The 14,675-nt window shown below is 61.7% G+C and carries 16 protein-coding genes; 9 read left to right on the top strand and 7 right to left on the bottom strand.

The features are described 5' to 3' along the window. The first annotated feature begins 28 nt into the window (after nt 1-28). The 9 genes from Q0887_RS06120 to Q0887_RS06080 all read left to right on the top strand — a co-directional run bounded on the left by Q0887_RS06120 (nt 29) and on the right by Q0887_RS06080 (nt 7,684). Nucleotides 29-676, top strand: a complete 648-nt coding sequence (locus Q0887_RS06120; protein WP_299193207.1) for an adenylate kinase — start codon at nt 29-31, stop codon at nt 674-676. Nucleotides 677-742: 66 nt separating this feature from the next. Further along, nucleotides 743-1,525, top strand: coding sequence for an SRPBCC family protein (locus tag Q0887_RS06115; protein ID WP_299193205.1), 783 nt, complete (start codon nt 743-745; stop codon nt 1,523-1,525). A 345-nt stretch (nt 1,526-1,870) separates the two neighbouring features. Continuing rightward, nucleotides 1,871-2,239, top strand: a complete 369-nt coding sequence (gene rpsM, locus Q0887_RS06110; RefSeq protein ID WP_299193203.1) for a 30S ribosomal protein S13 — start codon at nt 1,871-1,873, stop codon at nt 2,237-2,239. Nucleotides 2,240-2,302: 63 nt separating this feature from the next. Continuing rightward, complete coding sequence (gene rpsK / locus Q0887_RS06105; protein WP_067598921.1) at nt 2,303-2,692, top strand: 30S ribosomal protein S11; 390 nt, start codon at nt 2,303-2,305, stop codon at nt 2,690-2,692. Between the two features lie 124 nt (nt 2,693-2,816). Beyond that, nucleotides 2,817-3,872 (top strand): DNA-directed RNA polymerase subunit alpha, encoded by a 1,056-nt coding sequence (locus tag Q0887_RS06100; protein WP_299193199.1) that lies wholly within the window; start codon nt 2,817-2,819, stop codon nt 3,870-3,872. Nucleotides 3,873-3,955: 83 nt separating this feature from the next. After that, on the top strand, nt 3,956-4,390 hold the full coding sequence (gene rplQ, locus Q0887_RS06095; protein WP_299193198.1) for a 50S ribosomal protein L17: 435 nt from the start codon (nt 3,956-3,958) through the stop codon (nt 4,388-4,390). Between the two features lie 127 nt (nt 4,391-4,517). Further along, on the top strand, nt 4,518-5,951 hold the full coding sequence (locus tag Q0887_RS06090) for a serine hydrolase (protein ID WP_299193196.1): 1,434 nt from the start codon (nt 4,518-4,520) through the stop codon (nt 5,949-5,951). Nucleotides 5,952-6,151: 200 nt separating this feature from the next. Then, nucleotides 6,152-6,703: a hypothetical protein gene (locus Q0887_RS06085; RefSeq protein ID WP_299193195.1), complete on the top strand. Its 552-nt coding sequence runs from the start codon at nt 6,152-6,154 to the stop codon at nt 6,701-6,703. 195 nt (nt 6,704-6,898) lie between these two features. Further along, nucleotides 6,899-7,684: a hypothetical protein gene (locus Q0887_RS06080; RefSeq protein WP_299193194.1), complete on the top strand. Its 786-nt coding sequence runs from the start codon at nt 6,899-6,901 to the stop codon at nt 7,682-7,684. On the opposite strand, the gene Q0887_RS06075 is transcribed toward Q0887_RS06080, so the two are convergent. From Q0887_RS06075 to odhB, 7 genes are all read right to left on the bottom strand, one after another. Continuing rightward, the gene (locus Q0887_RS06075) at nt 7,672-8,340 is read right to left on the bottom strand and encodes a trimeric intracellular cation channel family protein (RefSeq protein ID WP_299193192.1); all 669 of its coding nucleotides are present in this window, start codon (nt 8,338-8,340) and stop codon (nt 7,672-7,674) included. The two genes, Q0887_RS06080 and Q0887_RS06075, sit on opposite strands and share 13 nt — an antisense overlap. Beyond that, nucleotides 8,337-9,044, bottom strand: a complete 708-nt coding sequence (locus Q0887_RS06070; protein WP_299193190.1) for a PepSY domain-containing protein — start codon at nt 9,042-9,044, stop codon at nt 8,337-8,339. The genes Q0887_RS06075 and Q0887_RS06070 overlap by 4 nt, the downstream gene beginning before the upstream one ends. Before the next feature lie 4 nt (nt 9,045-9,048). Beyond that, nucleotides 9,049-10,407: an amidase family protein gene (locus Q0887_RS06065; RefSeq protein WP_299193188.1), complete on the bottom strand. Its 1,359-nt coding sequence runs from the start codon at nt 10,405-10,407 to the stop codon at nt 9,049-9,051. 70 nt (nt 10,408-10,477) lie between these two features. Then, the gene (lpdA, locus tag Q0887_RS06060) at nt 10,478-11,896 is read right to left on the bottom strand and encodes a dihydrolipoyl dehydrogenase (protein ID WP_299193186.1); all 1,419 of its coding nucleotides are present in this window, start codon (nt 11,894-11,896) and stop codon (nt 10,478-10,480) included. After that, nucleotides 11,889-12,449, bottom strand: coding sequence for an acyltransferase (locus tag Q0887_RS06055; RefSeq protein ID WP_299193185.1), 561 nt, complete (start codon nt 12,447-12,449; stop codon nt 11,889-11,891). Before Q0887_RS06055 ends, lpdA begins: the two co-directional genes overlap by 8 nt. Nucleotides 12,450-12,457: 8 nt before the next feature. Beyond that, nucleotides 12,458-13,210, bottom strand: coding sequence for a class I SAM-dependent methyltransferase (locus Q0887_RS06050; protein ID WP_299193183.1), 753 nt, complete (start codon nt 13,208-13,210; stop codon nt 12,458-12,460). Between the two features lie 253 nt (nt 13,211-13,463). Then, on the bottom strand, nt 13,464-14,672 hold the full coding sequence (gene odhB, locus Q0887_RS06045; RefSeq protein ID WP_299193181.1) for a 2-oxoglutarate dehydrogenase complex dihydrolipoyllysine-residue succinyltransferase: 1,209 nt from the start codon (nt 14,670-14,672) through the stop codon (nt 13,464-13,466). Between the last annotated feature and the right edge of the window lie 3 nt (nt 14,673-14,675).

The following is a 14,675-nucleotide window of genomic DNA, read 5'->3' as shown; positions in this document are numbered from 1 at the left end:
CACGCGCGGCAAAAGGGGATTTTTGCACGTGAACATCATTCTTCTTGGCCCTCCGGGGGCAGGCAAGGGCACGCAGAGTGCCGGTCTGGTCGAACGCCACGGGATGAAGCAGCTTTCCACCGGCGACATGCTGCGCGCCGCTGTGAAGGCTCAGACACCGGTAGGCCTCGAAGCCAAGGCCGTGATGGATCGCGGCGAGCTTGTCTCCGACGCCATCGTCTCTTCGCTGATCGACGAAAACCTTGCCGCGATGCCCGCTGATCAGGGCGCGATTTTCGACGGCTATCCGCGCACCGCTGCGCAGGGTGAGCAGCTTGACGGCTTGTTGGCCAAGCACGGGCGCAGCCTTGACCATGTGATCGAGCTGGGCGTGGACGTTGATGCGCTGGTCGAGCGGATTACAGGCCGCTTTTCCTGCGGCAATTGCGGCGCGCTCTATCACGACACCGCCAATCCGCCTGCGAAAGAGGGCGTGTGCGATGCCTGCGGTTCGGCCGAGTTCAAGCGCCGCCCCGACGATAACGAGGAAACCGTGCGCACCCGCATGGAGGAATACCGCGGCAAGACTGCACCGATCCTCCCCGGATACGAAGCGCGCGGGATCGTCACCCGCGTCGACGGCATGGCCGATATCGATGAAGTGGCAGCTGCAATCGACAGCATCCTTGCAGGCTGAGACTTGCGGGCTTTCCAGCCTGCAACAGATCGCCTAACCCTTCTCCCGAATAGGGAGACTCGCATCTTGCGTACACCATTTGCACTTCTGCGCGCAGCAGCCATTGCCAGCGCCGCCATGATCGCTGCTGGGCCTGCCGCAGCCGAAGTCGTTTCGGCGGACGAAGACCACTTCATCACCCGCAACGAAGCGGTGGTCGAGGCGAGCACGACCGAAACCTGGCTCGCGCTGATTTCGCCTGCGCGCTGGTGGTCTGGCGAGCACACATGGTCCGCCGATGCGGCCAATCTGACGCTCACCCCGCAGGCGGGCGGGTGTTTCTGCGAGAAGATCCCCGAAGTCGACGAGCCGGGCCGCTTCACACTCGAAGGCTCGGTCGAACATATGCGCGTCATCCAGGCCTATCCCGAGGTCGCCTTGCGCATGACCGGCGCGCTTGGCCCGCTGCAAAGCGAACCTGTCACCGGCATTCTCACGATCGCGCTGTCCGAAGTGGAGCTTGAAGAGGGCACGGGCACGCGGATCGTGTGGGAATACAATGTCGGCGGGCAGATGCGCTATCCGGTCGAGGTGATCTCGCCCGCAGTGGACGGGGTCATGACCCTCCAGCTGGTGCGATTGGCAGAGCTGCTCGGCACAGTCGAAGCCCCGACGCGCCCCGCTCCGCCTCCTGCACCTGAGCCGGAACCGGCGCCCGAGGAGGAGGTGACCGAAGAGGCGCTTGTGGAAGATGCAGAGGCTCCTGTTACGATCGACGCCGAAGAGGTGATCGACGTTGAAGAGGCAACTGAACCCGAAGATAGGGGCCCCACCGTCGATGACGCCTTCGGGGATCTCAGCGACGGGTGAGGGCGTTGCACGGCTCCTCGTGGAAATGCGTAGGTGCGGGTTTTGACCCGTCCGCGCTTTGGGTGTATTCAGGCTCTTGAAAGCGCACCGCTGCGGCCTATTTCGGCGGCGCGGTCGATATTGCGTGGCTGACGGTTGACGGGAAACCCGAATCGCCGTAAGCGCGCCCTTCATTCGACACGTTCGAGTCTTGTCCGGCAGGCACTGCCCATCAAAGTTGTGCCATCCGGACTTTTGCCGTTTGAGGCAATTTCAAAAAGAGACTCAAGCGTTTTGAATGAATTGAGCGTCGAGATAGGGGGCGGACCCAGATCCGCAAAACCCCTGTGGAGCATGGAGAATTAAGTGGCTCGTATTGCCGGGGTAAATATCCCCACCAACAAGCGTGTTATTATCGCGCTGACCTATATTCACGGAATTGGCCGCACAACGGCTGTTCGAATCGCCGACAAGCTTGGCATTGATCACGCTGCACGCGTTCAGGACCTCACCGATGAGGAGGTCCTGCGCATTCGTGAGACTATCGACGCCGACCATCAGGTCGAAGGCGATCTTCGTCGCACCACTGCGATGAACATCAAGCGTCTGATGGACCTGCGTTCTTATCGCGGCCTGCGTCACCGTAACGGTCTGCCCGTTCGCGGCCAGCGCACCCACACCAACGCCCGCACCCGCAAGGGTAAGGCAAAGCCGATTGCAGGCAAGAAGAAGTAAGCTGGCCGGAGCTTTGGCTCCGAACTGCTTTTTCCTTCTGACGAGCTTAAAGGAATACGAACAATGGCACGCGAACCCGCCAAGATCAGGCGCCGTGACAAGAAGAACATCACGAGCGGCGTTGCGCACATCAACGCAAGCTTCAACAACACCATGATTACCATCACCGATGCACAGGGCAATGCGATCAGCTGGTCCAGCGCAGGCATGATGGGCTTCAAGGGCAGCCGCAAGTCGACCCCGTATGCAGCGCAGGTCGCCGCAGACGATGCCGGCAAGAAAGCTGCCGAGCATGGTGTCCGCACCCTCGAAGTCGAAGTGAAAGGCCCGGGTTCGGGTCGTGAGAGCGCGCTGCGCGGTCTCGCCGCTGTTGGCTTCAACATCACGTCGATCCGCGATGTGACACCGATCCCGCATAACGGGGTTCGTCCGTCAAAGCGTCGCCGCGTCTGATCCGTTTTGCGGTGCAGGGCCATGGGGTCTTGTGCCGCGTTTCGGGCCCGACACTGGTCACGCCAACCGACCGGGCCCGCTCTGAAATTTGAACCGCTATAGGCAAGCGAATTAGGGGAAATCCATGTCCGTCAACATGAAGAACTGGCAGGAACTTAAGAAACCCAACGCTCTCGAAATCAAAGAAGGCGGCGACAAGAATCGCAAGACAACCTTCGTCGCGGAACCGCTTGAGCGGGGCTTCGGCCTGACGCTCGGCAATGCCCTGCGCCGTGTTCTGCTGTCTTCGCTTCAGGGCGCTGCAATCACCTCGATCAAGATCGAAAACGTGCTTCACGAATTCTCCTCGCTCGCCGGTGTGCGCGAGGATGTGACCGATATCGTCCTCAACGTGAAGCAGATCGCGCTCAAGATGGAAGGCGAAGGGCCCAAGCGGCTCCAGCTGTCCGTCACTGGCCCTGCAACCGTGAAAGCGGGCGACATTGCTGTCACCGGCGACATCGAAGTGATGAACAAGGACTTGGTCCTGTGCCACCTCGATGAAGGCGCGACGCTCAACATGGAGCTGACCGCTGACGTGGGCAAGGGCTACTCGCCTGCTGTCCAGAACCGTCCGATCGATGCGCCGATTGGCCTGATCCCGGTTGACTCGCTCTACTCGCCGGTCCGCCAGGTGAGCTACAAAGTTGAAAACGCCCGTGTCGGCCAGGAGCTTGACTATGACAAGCTCTCGCTGACCGTCGAAACTGACGGCACTGTCACTCCCGAAGACGCCGTGGCCTATGCTGCGCGCATCCTTCAGGACCAGTTGACCCTGTTCGTCCACTTCGAAGACGGCATCCCGCAGCCGCAGTCGGCCATGATCGGCCACGCTGCGCAGCCGCAGGAAGACGATGCGAACCAGCTCAACCGTTACCTTCTCAAGAAGGTCGACGAGCTGGAACTGTCGGTGCGTTCGGCCAACTGCCTCAAGAACGACAACATCATCTATATCGGCGATCTGGTCCAGAAGACCGAAGCCGAGATGCTGCGCACGCCGAATTTCGGCCGCAAGTCGCTCAACGAGATCAAGGAAGTGCTCTCCAGCATGGGTCTGCGCCTCGGCATGGACATCCCCGGATGGCCGCCTGAGAACATCGAGGAAATGGCCAAGAAACTCGAACAAGAGCTTCTGGGTTAATCAAGGCACCGGCGGCGCGCCTTAAGCGCCGCCAGCTTTGGGCTACCTCATACGGGCCCTCATCGAACTGAAGGAATACAAAAATGCGTCACGGAATTTCACAGCGTAAGCTGAGCCGCAAATCGGGCCACCGCAAGGCTCTTTTCCGCAACATGTCGGCTGCTCTGATCAAGCACGAGCAGATCGAGACGACCCTTCCCAAGGCGAAGGAACTGCGTCCTTACATCGAGAAACTGGTCACGCTGGCAAAGCGCGGTGGTCTTTCCAACCGCCGTCTCGCGCAGGCTCGCCTGCTCGACGAAACCCAGCTGAAGAAGCTCTTCGACGTTCTGGCCGAGCGTTACAGCGACCGTGATGGCGGCTACACCCGCATCATCAAGGCCGGCTACCGCGCCAGCGACAGCGCGCAGATGGCGATCATCGAATTCGTCGAGCGCGACGAAGACGCCAAGGGTCAGGATTCGGGTCCGAACATGGCTGAACAAGACGAATATGCAGAGGCTACTGCCGACGCGTAATTTGCCAATCCATGCGTGCCTGCGCTATGCGGGCAGCATAGGGACTGAGGGGCTGGCGGAGCAATCCGCCGGCCCCTTTCCTTTTGCGTGCTTGATTGATCGGGGAGCGGGCTTAGGGTCTGCGCCCATGAAGACACTCCTCAGCCTAGCAGCCACCGCCGCCCTCGCGCTCACCACCACAGCCTCCGCACAGAGCGCGCAAGAGCGGCTCGACGACCGCTACAACTACGCACTCGCGGCGGGTTACAAGGCGATGATGTTGTGCAGCGCGATGGCGACGTCGGAACGATTGGGAGGCTCGCGGACAGAAGAGAGCGTCCATGAGTGGGAATTGACGGGCATCTATCCTGTGCTCGATCCGATCATTCGGGACCTTCCTTATGAGATCGTGCGCTACTCGGTGGACGGGATGGCCAATCCACCTGTCTATCAGGTCCGGGTCGAATGGGCGGATGACATGCCTGCGCGCGCTGCGACGCAGTCCGTTAATGGCGGGTGTTATGTCGAGCCCATCGGTGCATCGCTTGCCGAGCCGCTCCCTCTCAGTGCGGAGAGCGCCAATGCAAACGTTGCTGATGACGGATGGACCACGAATTCAGCAGTCTTGAGCGGCTCGGCCAAGGACCGCCTTGGCGATGCTGCCTTTGACATGAGCTATGGCGAAGGATCGCGCACCACAGCAGCGCTCGTCATACGAGGCGACGCCATCATCATGGAGCGTTACGCTCAGGGTTTCGGTGCAGACACGCCGCAGCGCACCTGGTCGGTTGCCAAGAGCATTGCTTCAACTCTTGTCGGCATAGGATTGCTGGCGGACGGCATCGATGTGAACGAGCCGATTGGGCTGAATTACTGGAGGCAGGGCGGGGCGCCTGACCTGCGCAACCAAATTACAATCGATCATGCTTTGCGTATGGCAACTGGCCGCTACTCGGACACTCCCGGCAACCGCACCGACCCGCTCTACTGGGGTGGCAGCACGGTTGACGAAACCGCAATGCGCTGGCCGGTCGTTCATGCGCCGGGAACGGTGTTTCGCTATGCGAATAACGACACGTTGCTCGCGGTGAGAACCGTGGACCGGTTTCTCGGCTATTATGGGGCAGAGGATCTGCTTTCCCGCTTTGGGATGGACCGGACGATCGCCGAGACCGATTGGCGCGGCGGCTATGTGCTTTCAAGTCAGGTGTGGTCGACCGCGCGCGATCTGGGGCGGTTGGGCCAGCTCTATTTGAATGACGGGGTCTGGGATGGCGAGCGCATCCTCCCCGAAGGCTGGGTCGAATACATCTCCGACCCCAGCGGCCCGCAGCCCGAGGGCACCGATTGGGGCTATGGCGCGGGCTGGTGGACGTTCCGCAGGCCCGAAGGCAATGCTTTCGAGGGCATTCCCGACGACGCTTTCGCAGCGCGCGGCAATCGCGGGCAATATGTCGTGGTCGTGCCCAGCCGCGATGTCGTGATCGTGCGGCGGGGCGAGGATATGGTGGGCACGCGCTTTGATATCGCAGCCTTCACCCGCGATGTGCTGGCAGCTTTGGAGGAAGGCGGCTCCGATTAATCGAGCGCTCATCCACCGGCCCCTATCAGCGGCGCACATTCTGACGCGATAAGCCGCCTCCCAGACGCGTTGTTCAGAAAAATAGCCATAAACCTGAACAAAAGCTGCTAGAGCCAGTCAGACTTAGCACACAGCGAATCATCCATAAGGGGTTCAACGCCGAAGCAATCCCGCATCGGCGCGAACCCGAGGATGAACCCATGAAGACTCTCAAAAAGACTCTGACCAAGGGCGCCTTCGGGACTGTCGCGGCTGGCGCGATGGCCCTGGCGTCTGCAACCCCTGCAATGGCTGATGATCGTGGCCACCGCGACCGCGGCATTGATGCAGGCGATGTGATCGCCGGCGCCGTAATTATCGGCGGACTTGCCGCCCTCGCCGGTGCCTTTGACAACGATGATCGGCGCGACCGGCGCTATCGTGATCGCGACTATCGCGGCAACGGTTATGACGGCAATCGCGGTTATCGCGGCAATCAAGGCTATCGCGGCGGAGCTGAGCGCGCTGTTCAGCGTTGTATCCGCAGGGCTGAGCGACAAGCGCGCAGGTTCGGTGGCTGGCGCTATGCCGATGTGACCGAGATCCGCGACATTGACCGGACCCGTTATGGCTTCCGTGTCCGTGGCCGGATGGTTGTCGAAGGTGCGCGTGGCTATCGTGGCCGCAATGCCGACCGCGGCCGCTTCACCTGCTACGTTGAACGCGGCAACCGCCCGCAGATCGAATTCCGCGGCATTCAGGGTCTTCGCTGATAGCGGACCCCATCTTCTCCACCAGCGGGGCGGGTTTTCGAACCCGCCCCGTATCTTTGGCCGCACCCCGTTGGCGGTTCAGGTAAGATCAAGCCTGCGCCGCCTATGCGCGTGTCACATCTGGGCGAGTGGTGGCCGCCTTTCTAGGAAACTGGCGCGTACATGATATGTGCAACCCAACAGGAGGGAGTGACCATGGCTCACATCAAAACCATCGCATTGCTGGCCGGTATTGCCGCCGCAGCGACTTTCACGGCAACCCCAGCACAGGCGGCTGATCTGGCGACGAGCGCAAGTTCGACTACTGCGATCAGCGCCGCTCAGCTGGACTTTGGCACTGGCGGAGCGTTCGACACCGACATCTATCGAGGCGAGGCCGAGGCGAGCGAGTATCACCGCCGCCGTTATCGCCGCTATCGCCGTGGCCGGATTCGCGGCGGAGACGTTCTTGCAGGCGTGTTGGTGCTTGGCGGTATTGCCGCCATTGCCAGCGCTGCGAGCAACAACAACCGCGAGCGTGAGCGCTACCGCGACCGCCGCTATGAACGCCGCGACGATGACAATCGCCGCTATGATGACCGCCGCCGCTCCAACCCGCGCTCATCCAGCGGATCGGGCCTCGACAGCGCCGTGTCGCAATGCATGGGCGAGATTGAGCGCGATGTCCGCGTGGACAGCGTCGACAATGCCAGCCGCACGGCTTCGGGCTGGACGGTGTCGGGCACGCTGTTCAACGGATCGGGCTTCACCTGCCAGATCGACAATGACGGCCGCATCTCGAACATCGATTACAGCGGATTTTCGGATAGTTCTTTGGGCGCGGCTGACGGGCAATATTCGGACCAGTCCTATGCCGATGCACGCGCTGCTGTGCGCGGTCAGCAGGCCTATCAGGCTCCCGCACCGGCTGAAGAAAGCGACGAGCCGCTTCCGGCCTATCCCGGCGGTCCGCTGCCGGGCGAAGAAACCTACTCGGACTGAAACGGGTCATCGGGAGGGGTTTTTGAACCTCTCCCGTAACTCGGCAGACCCAGCTCGAACCGGATCGCCGCGGCCCGCAGCGCAAATCCGGCGATAAAGGCAATGCCCCAGACAATCGCGTCGGCGACGCCCAGATATGCGGCAAGCTGCATGCCGAGAACGGTTAGAACCGCGCTCTGTGCGGCGGCGGTGACATAGAGCTCTGGCTGCACAATGATGGAAGGTCGGCCTGCGACCACATCGCGGATCACTCCGCCCACACAGCCTGTGATGATCCCCATAAGCGCGGCGGGCACAGGCGGAATGCCGTAGGCTATCGCCTTCGCGCTGCCGAGCACAGCATAGGCCGCAAGCCCCACCGCATCGGCATAATCGAGCAGCTTGCCATCCCACATCCGCACCGGCGTGAACCAGACAATCAGCGCGGTCGCCAGGCAGATCACCGCGACCCACGGATCGGTCATCCAGAACACCGGCGCGTCGATCAACAGGTCGCGCAAAGTGCCTCCGCCAACGCCTGTGACCAGCGCGAAGAAGCCCATGGTCACAAAGGTTTGCCGCTCGCGCGCCGCGACCAAAGCTCCCGACAGCGCAAAGACCGCGATGCCCACCATGTCGAGCCAGTCAAGGATCGGGGTGAGGACCGCTTCGTTCATTGCGCGGCTTGTTCTTTGGACACTCGCACCCTCGCGCGGCGGCGGCGGAACATCAGCACGCAGCCCATCAGCGCTCCGATCAGCGAAAGCGCGGCGAACAGGATCAGGATCGGGTGGCTGGTGTCCGAGCGGGTCTTGAGGTCCATAATGTGCAGCCCCCACATGAAGTCGAACCCGCGCCACCAGCTTGTGCGCACCGCCTCGATCTGGCCGGTATCGCGCCCGATATAGATATGCGCGCCGTCCTCCAGCGCGACTTGCCACACCGGCATCGGGCGGCGGAAGTCGAAGGGCACTTCATCGGCCTCGAAGAAGGTGACAGCGCGCACCTTGTCTCCGCCCACGATCCGCTCGGCGGTGAGCGCGCGCGCATCCTCGGCGGTGAGGGCAGGGATCGGTTCCCCGCTCGCGACATCGACGCGGGTGGTCACGCCGTCCATATCGGTTAGCAGAGCCACTGCGCGCCCATCCTGCATCGCGACGCGCATCTCGCGCAGATTGGCCTCTGCCGTTGCGAGCGTGCTGTCTTCGAGCACTAATGGCGCTTCTTCCTCAACCGCGATGCGCAGGTGATTGCCGCGCACTTCCTCAATCGGCTTGGCGACCATGTAGAGGCCGGTCGCGGTCCACATCACCACCGGCACCCCGACCAGCCAGCCAAGCCAGATGTGCCACTTGGCGAAGTTCCGCATTGTTTTTGCCATGTCTCTATCCGTGCAGAATGCTGGAGATTTCGCCCGCCGCATGGATGCAGTCGAGGTCGCTCATCCAAGGACCCATGACCTGCATGCCGCAGGGAAGTTCGGCGCCTTCATACAGGCCGCTGCCGATGGGCAGGACCGTGGAGGGCAGATTTGGGAAAGTCGCAATGCCCGCCCATGCAAGGCCGGTTGCCGCCGGAATATCCTGTCCGTTGACGCAGATCGTGCCTTTGAACACCGCCTCGTCAAGATGCCTGATCGCCAGCACTGGAGCGGGCGGGGCGAGGACAAAGTCGTATTCCTCGAACAAGCGCGCCCATTCAAACTGCTTAACCGCTTGCTCATCAAGTAGATCGAACCAGTCGGTTGCGGTCGCGCGTTTGCCGTTCGGTGCGGGGCCGCCGCGAGCCTTCGCTGTGTTGAGCATGCGCAGATATTGCGCCTGCTGCGCCTCCAGATCGGGCACCAGGCTGCTTGCGCGGTCGATCTTTATTCCAGCAGCCTGGAGCGTATCAATCGCCGCCTCAGTCGGCTCGGCAACCGAGGCATCAACCGGAGCGCCGGGATATTCGGTGATCGCGAGGAACTTGCACTCCGCAATGGGTTTGCGGCGAGCTGTGAGTGGATATTGCGCCCCGATCTGCGTCAGGATCGCCAGATCCTCTGGATTGCGCGCATATGGCCCTGCAATCGAGAGCACGCCGTCATGCGCGGCGACAAAACCCTTGCGCCGCGCCATTTGCGGGTGGTCATGACCCTGTCTAGAGACAAGGCCCCAAGTGGTCTTGTGCCCCCACACGCCGCAGAAATGCGCAGGCACGCGCACAGAACCGCCAATGTCGGTCCCGAACTCGGCAGCGACCATGCCGCTGGCCACCGCTGCTGCGCTGCCCCCTGACGATCCGCCGGGCGAGCGCTCAGCGTTATGCGGGTTGGTGGTGCGGCCATAGACCGCGTTGAAGCTCTGCCAGTCGGCAAGGTCGATGGGTACGTTGGTCTTGCCGAGAATGACCGCACCCGCGGCCTTCATCCGCCGCACGAGGTCGGAATCGCGAGTGGCGACGTAGTCGGTCAGCTCCTCATATCCCCAGCAGGTCTTAAGACCGGCAATGTCAAAGCTTTCCTTGACCGTCATCGGCACGCCGAAGAGAGGTTGGTCGCCTGTGGGACCATCGCGGTCCATAGCCTTGGCAGTCTCAACCGCGCGCTCGAAATCAGGCACGGCCAGCGCGTTTACCTCGGCATCGAAATGCTCGATCCGCGTGATCGCAGCATCGACCGCTTCCGCAACACTGAGCTCGCCCGCGCGAATAGCAGCAGCGGTCTCAAGCGCGCCGGGTTTGTCGGTCAGTTGCGGATAGGCCATGTCTGTCGTCTCCCGTTGCCTTGCAGGACTAACAGGAGCGCGCGCCCAATCCACCCCATAATTGCGAGGCTTACATATGGATCGGCTTGCCGGTCACCGCCATTGCCGCTTCCTTGAAGGCTTCGGCGTGGGTGGGGTGGGCGTGGCAGGTGTAGGCGATGTCTTCCGACGTTGCGCCGAATTCCATGGCTTGTGCTGCCTGCGCGATCATGGTGCCGGCAATGCTGGCGATCATCCACACGCCCAGAACGCGGTCGGTTTCGGCGTCGGCGATCACCTTGACGAAGCCATCGGTGTCGCGGTTCGCCTTGGCGCGGGAATTGGCCATCATGGGGAACTTGCCGACATTGACCTTGGACTTGTCGCCGCCAGCCTTTTCGATCGCTTCTTCAAGCGTCAGGCCCACGCCTGCGATTTCGGGCATGGTGTAGACGACGCTGGGGATCACATCGTGGTTCACGATGCCGGTCTCGCCTGCGATGTTCTCTGCCACTGCGACGCCTTCATCTTCGGCTTTGTGCGCGAGCATTGGGCCGGGGACGACATCGCCGATCGCCCAGACACCTTCGACTCCGGTGCGGAAGTCGTGGTCGATCTCGATCTGACCACGATTGTTGACCTGCAAACCGGCCTTGTCGAGCGCGAGGCCGTCTGTGTTGGGACGGCGACCGATGGCGACCAGCACATGGCTTGCCTTGATCGTCTGCTCGTCACCGCCAGCCGATTTTTCGACGGTCAGCGAGACATTCTTACCCTTCACACTGGCGCCGGTGACCTTGTGGCCGAGCATCAGTTCCATGCCCTGCTTCTTGAACAGCTTGCCCGCTTCCTTGCGCACTTCGCCGTCCATTCCGGGGAGCAGCTGGTCGAGGAATTCGACCACGGTGACTTTCGCGCCAAGACGCCGCCACACGCTGCCAAGCTCCAGCCCGATGACGCCGCCGCCGATCACGACAAGGTGCTCAGGCACTTCGTCCAGTTCGAGCGCGCCGGTGGAATCGACGATCCGCCCCTTGGCATTGTCAACTTCGACGCCGGGCAGGGGAGTCACCGAGGAACCGGTCGCAATCACGATGTCCTTGGCCGTAACGGTCTCGTCGCCGACCTTGACCGTGTGCGCATCCTCGAACGAGCCGAGGCCCTTGAGCCAGGTGACCTTGTTCTTCTTGAACAGGAATTCGATGCCTTTGGTGAGATCGCCAACCGCGCTGACTTTCTCGCCCATCATTTTGCTGAGATCGAATGTCGCTTTGGCGTCGATGCCCCAGGTGGCGAAGTGGCCGCCTTCGGCTTCCTCGAACAGTTCCGAGGCGTGGAGGAGAGCCTTGGACGGGATGCAGCCGACATTGAGGCACGTGCCGCCCAGTGTCTCGCGGCTTTCCACGCAGGCGGTCTTCAGCCCCAGTTGCGCAGCGCGGATCGCAGCAACATAGCCGCCGGGGCCAGCGCCGATTACAAGGCAATCATAGTCGTAAGAATGGTCAGCCATTGGTCGAAGAATCCCGTTTTTCTGGCATGTGAGGGTTGTGTTGCGCCCCCTTTAGGGGCTGATCGGAAGGGTTTCCATCGCTGATTTGCCGCTCTGGCACATTACGCGCGCCGTCGTTTCTGGCCGGAGCCCAGTCAACAGTGCGGCCATAATGGCCGGTCACGATCCCGGTCTTCACGATACGCGCAGGGTTTCCGGCAACCAAGGTTCCATCGGGAACATGGCCGGTGACCACGCTGCCAGCTGCGATGATGCAATGATCGCCGATTTTTACCGCAGGCATGATGATCGCATTCGCGCCGATAAAACAGCAACTTCCGATATGCGTATTGTCATGATGCGCGCCGACATAGTCATGGGTGAAGATCCGCGCGCCCGGCGTCACAATCGTATAGTCGCCGATATGGACGCCCTTGGGGTTGGTGTAGTCGAGATGCGCCTTGCCCGAAATGCGCGCGCCCTTGCCGATAGTCATGCCCCACACACTGCGCAGATATTGGCGGCGCAGTGCGGCAAGGACGACATAAAGACGGGTGCGCAGGTTCGCGAGCATGGGGTCTTTTAGCCCTTCAACCGGCGCAAATGCCAGTAGATGCCGACAGTCACGAATTTTTCCAACGCCGGGATGATCGAGGGGATCAGCAGCGCCTTCAGGGCAAGCGCCTTGAGCGGCGAGCTGGCGAGATTGCGGCGCGCCGAGATCACTTCGACCGGCAGGCCCTTGAGCGCCTCGCGAAATTCGGACGGCACCGCGCCGTTAAAGCCGAGCTGCTGGATACTGTGCGGGTGGTTGCCTTTGTCGTCGCGCAGCCGCTCAAGAAAGGCGCGACTGCTGCGCGGCAGATGCGCCCATGGGATGCGCGAATTGATCAGGTGATGATGGCCAAAGGGGGAGTGCCACAGCGGCGAGAAACCGATGAACAGCTCACCCCCCGGCTTGCAAGCATTGACTACCGCGCGCAGCGTATCGGGAATGCTCATCACATGCTCGAACGTGTCGGAGGAGACGACAATATCCGCCTGTTCCAGCTGCATTTCACGGATGTCATCGACCACAAATTGCGCCCGCCCGTCCCACTGGCTGGCGACTTTGCGGGTTGCGAAGTCGACGTAATCCTCGTCCAGTTCGATCCCCAGCGCGCTAGCCGCCCCGGCCTCCATCAAGCGCTGGACCATGCCGCCACGTCCGCAGCCAAAGTCGATCATCCGCTTGCCAGCAACATCCGGCATCCCCCCAAACCGCGCCCAGAACTCGCCAAAGCGATGCTCATGCCAAAAGGCGTAGCGCTGTTCGTCGAAGTAGGCATCGCGCATGGGCTAACAGCGCATGCTTCCAAAACAGTCACTCGACGCATTCCCAGATCCGCCCCAGATCACGTAGGCTACAAAGAATCCTCCGATGATTATCACCAACGAGATTTTGGCTAATGGGCCATCCGGAATTCGGCCGTTCTCATTCGGCGCAACGCGCCTGAACCGCTGCATTTTCTGATCCAGCAAACCCACGACCCAAAGTGTTGCCGCAACCGTGCCAATCAGCAGGAAAAACTGGATCACACCTAACATCTCAAAGGTCGATCAGCATCCGCGTGGGATCTTCGATCGCTTCCTTGATGATCTTAAGTGCGGTCACCGCCTCGCGGCCGTCGATCAGGCGGTGGTCGTAGGAAAGCGCGATATACATCATCGGGCGGATGACGACTTCGCCGTTCACCGCGACCGGGCGATCCTCGATGCGGTGGAGGCCGAGGACGGCGCTTTGCGGCGGGTTGATGATCGGGGTCGACATCAGCGAGCCGAACACGCCGCCATTGGAGATCGTGAAGGTGCCGCCGGTCATGTCGGCCATGGTCAGCGAGCCTTCCTTGGCGCGCTTGCCGAAGTCGGCGATGTCTTTCTCGATTCGCGCAAAGCCCTTGTCCTGACAATCGCGGATCACGGGGACGACGAGGCCGTTGGGAGCCGAAACCGCGACCGAGATATCGACGTAATCGTGATAAACGATCTCGTCACCCTCGATATAGGCGTTGACGCTGGGCACGTCCTTCAGCGCGAGGCAGGCGGCCTTGGCGAAGAAGCCCATGAAGCCGAGGCGGATATCGTGCTTCTTGGCGAACAGGTCTTTGTATTTCGTGCGCGCTTCGATGACGGCGCTCATATCCACATCGTTGAACGTGGTGAGCAGCGCGGCCTCTTCCTGCGCGCCTTTCAGACGCTTGGCGATGGTCTGGCGCATACGGGTCATCTTGACGCGCTCTTCGCCGCGTCCGCCGGTGGAGGGGGTTGGGATCGTCGCAGCGGCGGGTGCGGGAGCAGGCGCGGGATCGCCCTTCTTCTTCGCCGCTTCGAGCACGTCTTCCTTGGTGATCCGGCCACCTTTGCCGGTGCCATTGATGGTCGAAGGATCAACCCCGTGTTCCAGCACAGCGCGGCGCACGGCAGGGGAGAGCGTCTGGCTCGCGCCGGTATCAGCGGGGGCTTCCTTCGCTGCGGCTGGTGCCGGTGTGTCCGCCTTGGCAGCGGGCTTAGGAGCCGCTTCGCCTGCTTCGATTACCGCGATCACCGCGCCGACTTCGACCGTGTCGCCCACAGCCGCGCGATGTTCGCTCATTACGCCCGCAACGGGCGAAGGCACGTCAACCGCGACCTTATCGGTTTCAAGACTGACAATCGGCTCGTCCGCCGCAACCGCGTCGCCGGGCTGCTTGAGCCATTCGCCGATCGAACCTTCGGTGACCGATTCTCCCAGTACCGGGACAGTGATTTCAGTGGCCATTTT

Source organism: uncultured Erythrobacter sp., from assembly GCF_947492365.1.
Taxonomy (GTDB): Bacteria; Pseudomonadota; Alphaproteobacteria; order Sphingomonadales; family Sphingomonadaceae; genus Erythrobacter.
The sequence above is the reverse complement of the archived record's forward strand: the minus strand, read 5'-3'. Positions and strand labels throughout refer to the sequence as shown.

Coding starts and splice junctions, on each gene's coding strand:
- rpsK (WP_067598921.1), top strand. CDS start 2,303: ATGGCACGCGAACCCGCCAAGATCAGGCGCCGTGACAAGAAGAACATC.
- Q0887_RS06100 (WP_299193199.1), top strand. CDS start 2,817: ATGTCCGTCAACATGAAGAACTGGCAGGAACTTAAGAAACCCAACGCT.
- Q0887_RS06080 (WP_299193194.1), top strand. CDS start 6,899: ATGGCTCACATCAAAACCATCGCATTGCTGGCCGGTATTGCCGCCGCA.
- Q0887_RS06065 (WP_299193188.1), bottom strand. CDS start 10,407: ATGGCCTATCCGCAACTGACCGACAAACCCGGCGCGCTTGAGACCGCT.
- lpdA (WP_299193186.1), bottom strand. CDS start 11,896: ATGGCTGACCATTCTTACGACTATGATTGCCTTGTAATCGGCGCTGGC.
- Q0887_RS06085 (WP_299193195.1), top strand. CDS start 6,152: ATGAAGACTCTCAAAAAGACTCTGACCAAGGGCGCCTTCGGGACTGTC.
- Q0887_RS06055 (WP_299193185.1), bottom strand. CDS start 12,449: ATGCTCGCGAACCTGCGCACCCGTCTTTATGTCGTCCTTGCCGCACTG.
- Q0887_RS06070 (WP_299193190.1), bottom strand. CDS start 9,044: ATGGCAAAAACAATGCGGAACTTCGCCAAGTGGCACATCTGGCTTGGC.
- Q0887_RS06075 (WP_299193192.1), bottom strand. CDS start 8,340: ATGAACGAAGCGGTCCTCACCCCGATCCTTGACTGGCTCGACATGGTG.
- rplQ (WP_299193198.1), top strand. CDS start 3,956: ATGCGTCACGGAATTTCACAGCGTAAGCTGAGCCGCAAATCGGGCCAC.
- Q0887_RS06050 (WP_299193183.1), bottom strand. CDS start 13,210: ATGCGCGATGCCTACTTCGACGAACAGCGCTACGCCTTTTGGCATGAG.
- odhB (WP_299193181.1), bottom strand. CDS start 14,672: ATGGCCACTGAAATCACTGTCCCGGTACTGGGAGAATCGGTCACCGAA.
- Q0887_RS06090 (WP_299193196.1), top strand. CDS start 4,518: ATGAAGACACTCCTCAGCCTAGCAGCCACCGCCGCCCTCGCGCTCACC.